The organism is Bathymodiolus heckerae thiotrophic gill symbiont (assembly GCF_900128515.1).
Classification (GTDB): Bacteria; Pseudomonadota; Gammaproteobacteria; order PS1; family Pseudothioglobaceae; genus Thioglobus_A.
The window spans coordinates 1-3,100 of the sequence record NZ_FQTP01000128.1 but is presented as its reverse complement, the minus strand read 5'-3'; the positions used below and the strand labels follow the sequence as shown (position 1 = coordinate 3,100).

Annotated in this window: 3 protein-coding genes; all 3 read left to right on the top strand. The window is 38.5% G+C overall.

Annotation, left to right across the window (positions count from 1 at the left end):
- Positions 1-62: 62 nt before the first annotated feature.
- Genes glcF through BTHERMOSOX_RS10005 form a run of 3 tightly spaced genes read left to right on the top strand, consistent with a single transcriptional unit; the run spans position 63 to position 2,984 of the window.
- Positions 63-1,196 (top strand): glycolate oxidase subunit GlcF, encoded by a 1,134-nt coding sequence (gene glcF, locus BTHERMOSOX_RS10015; protein WP_138121022.1) that lies wholly within the window; start codon positions 63-65, stop codon positions 1,194-1,196.
- A gap of 15 nt (positions 1,197-1,211) precedes the next feature.
- A complete protein-coding gene (gene rlmD / locus BTHERMOSOX_RS10010; protein ID WP_138121021.1) occupies positions 1,212-2,528 on the top strand; it encodes a 23S rRNA (uracil(1939)-C(5))-methyltransferase RlmD in 1,317 nt (438 codons plus the stop codon).
- Between the two features lie 9 nt (positions 2,529-2,537).
- The gene (locus BTHERMOSOX_RS10005) at positions 2,538-2,984 is read left to right on the top strand and encodes a L,D-transpeptidase (RefSeq protein ID WP_138121020.1); all 447 of its coding nucleotides are present in this window, start codon (positions 2,538-2,540) and stop codon (positions 2,982-2,984) included.
- Positions 2,985-3,100: the final 116 nt, after the last annotated feature.

The window sequence follows — 3,100 nt, the reverse complement described above, 5'->3', positions numbered from 1 at the left end:
TTACGACGAGAAATTGAAAGCCGATTAAAAACTGTGTTTGATCCAAAAGGAATTTTTAACTAATGCAAACGCATCAAATTGCCAATTTTAAGGCCAATGAGATTATTCGAAAATGTGTGCATTGTGGATTTTGCTTGGCCACTTGTCCAACCTATCAACTCTTGGGTGACGAACTAGATTCTCCTCGTGGACGCATTTATTTAATTAAATCCTCTCTTGAGAAGAATGATTTCTCACAAGAAAGTATCAAGCATCTCGATCGCTGTTTAACCTGTAGATCGTGCGAAACAACCTGCCCATCTGGTGTTGAATATTCAAAGTTGGTTGATATTGGTCGTGAGTTTGTTGAGCAAAAACGCCCCCTTTGGCAAAAGGCTATGCGTTATTCTGTGCGTAAATTATTAACCACGCCTTTACTATTTAATCCAATCGGTTTTATTGCTAAACACTCAAGAAAGCAAGGTTTGGCAATCAAACCAAGTGTCGGCAGTAAAAAAGTATTGTTGTTAGGTGGTTGTGTGCAGCCTGTTTTAGCGCCAAATATTAATCACAGCATTAAGAATATTTTGGCAAAGTTAGGCTATGAAGCTATCGAAACCCCGCAAAAACAATGTTGTGGTGCGGTGGATCAGCATCTTAGTGCCGAACATGACGCAATGCTTAAAATCAAATCAAATATTGATGCTTGGCTTAAATTAGAGGTTGATAGTATTATCTCTAGTGCTAGTGGTTGTGGGTTAATGGTTAAAGACTATGCTTCAATGTTTAAAGAAGATGATGATTACTATTTAAAGGCCAAAGCAGTATCTGCAAAAACTCAAGACATTGCTGAATTTTTGAGTGACAAAGACTTGACCAAACTCAATTTAGAGAAGGCCCATATATCATATCATGAGCCATGTACATTACAGCATGGTCAGAAGCTGGCAGGGCTGGTTAATTCTATTTTGGATTCATTGGGTTATCATCCAGCTAAAGTGCAAGATTCTCATTTATGTTGTGGCTCAGCAGGTACGTATTCTATCTTTCAGCCAGACTTATCCAAACAGCTAAAAACCAACAAGCTTAATCATTTGCTGGCTTCAGCGCCAGAGATGATCGTGACTGCTAATATCGGCTGTTTAATGCATTTGCAAAAAGACAGTAAAATTCCAGTCAAACACTGGGTCGAACTATTGGATAATCAATCCAAATAATTAACCGCAAGCATAATGGGCAGAAGAAGAAAACCAAAACCTAGAACCTACGAATTAGAAATCGAATCTTTGTCTCACGAAGGTCGTGGTATTGCTCATCTTGATGAGAAGGTAATTTTTGTTTCAGGTGCATTACCTGGCGAAACAGTTATTGCAGATCGTACATTTTCACGAGCTAAGTTTGAAGAGGCAGATGTTAAAGAGGTGCTTAAGCCTGCTGATAATCGTATTGAACCAAAATGCGAAGTGTTTGGCATCTGTGGCGGCTGTTCGTTCCAACACCTCTCTAGCGAAGATCAAATCGATGCTAAAGGCAAGTGGCTTAAAGATGCTTTTTTAGGTCAGGCTAAAGTTGAACCCAAAAATTGGCTGGAGCCATTACAAGTTCAGAGTTGGGGTTATCGCCGTAAGGCACGCTTAGGTGTTCGTTATGTTGCTAAAAAAGGTAAAGTTCTAGTTGGCTTTAGAGAAAAGAAATCTGGCTTTATTACCAATATGACACGTTGTGAGGTACTTCATCCTTCTTTGGGTGATAATTTAGAAGTATTGGCAGGCGCGATAGAAAAATTATCAATCAAATCACAAGTGCCACAAATTGAAGTGGCAGTTGCTGAGAACAATACAATCTTAATTTTAAGACATCTTGAGCCGCTTACTACTGACGATGAGCAGGTGCTAATCGATTGCGCTAATGAATTAAATATTACTTTCTACACACAAAGTGGCGGTGCAGATACCGTTAAACCACTTGATAAGCCCGCCGTGTTAACTTATTCGCATCCAGATCACGCTATCGAAATGGAGTTTTTACCGACTGACTTTACTCAAGTGAATTTTAAGCTTAATCAAAAAATGATTAATTTGGCCATAGACATGCTCGAGCTTAATGACAATGATGAAGTGATTGATTTATTCTGCGGTCTGGGTAATTTCACCCTGCCAATGGCAAAATATGCCAAGCATGCGGTTGGTGTTGAAGGAGATCTGGGTTTGATCGAACGTGCAAAATATAATGCTGAAAAAAATGGCATTACTAATGCTAATTTTTACAAAGCTGATTTGTTTAAAGAAGTTGAGGGTTTTGAATGGTTTAGAGGTAAAACTTACAACAAAGCATTGATCGATCCAGCTCGTTCAGGTGCGATTGAAATTGTTGAATTGTTGCCTAAATTAGGGGTTGAGCGTTTGGTGTATGTATCGTGTAATCCATCAACATTGGCGCGTGATACCGAAAAATTGATTGAGCTTGGTTATAAGCTAGAAACTGCCGGGGTTATGGATATGTTCCCGCAAACGGCGCATGTTGAATCCATTGCACTATTTACTAAATAAGCCAGCCCAATGATTACAATCAATATTGCTAATCAAACGCTCACCTTTAAAGATAAATCGTACGCTATTAGTAGTTCGGCTAATGGTGTGGGTGAGATAGAAGGTTCGTTTTGCACGCCGCTTGGGAAGTTTAGGATTTGTGAAAAAATCGGCCAAGATTTGGCGCTAAATTCAGTACTTAAAGGTAGGGTTTTTACCGGTGAAATTTATAATACTCAATTGGCCCAGAAGCATCCTGATAGAGATTGGATTTTAACTAGAATTCTTTGGCTTGATGGTGTTGAAAGCCATAATAAAAATACTAAAAATCGATATATTTATATTCATGGATCGCCTGATGAAACACCAATGGGTATATCTAGATCTAAAGGTTGTATTCGCATGCATAATAAAGATATTATCGAGTTATTTGATCTTGTTCAAATTGGTGAAGATGTTGCTATAATTGCTTCATGAGTAGCCTACTTCAATATTTACCAAAAAAAGCCATTGAACGTTTACAGGTCAATAAAGAGGCGGTGTTAATCGATGTTCGTTGTGAGGCTGAAAATAAATTTGTAGGCCGACCCATT

Excerpts from the sequence above, each read along its gene's own strand:
- rlmD (WP_138121021.1), top strand. The coding sequence starts at position 1,212 with ATGGGCAGAAGAAGAAAACCAAAACCTAGAACCTACGAATTAGAAATC.
- BTHERMOSOX_RS10005 (WP_138121020.1), top strand. The coding sequence starts at position 2,538 with ATGATTACAATCAATATTGCTAATCAAACGCTCACCTTTAAAGATAAA.
- glcF (WP_138121022.1), top strand. The coding sequence starts at position 63 with ATGCAAACGCATCAAATTGCCAATTTTAAGGCCAATGAGATTATTCGA.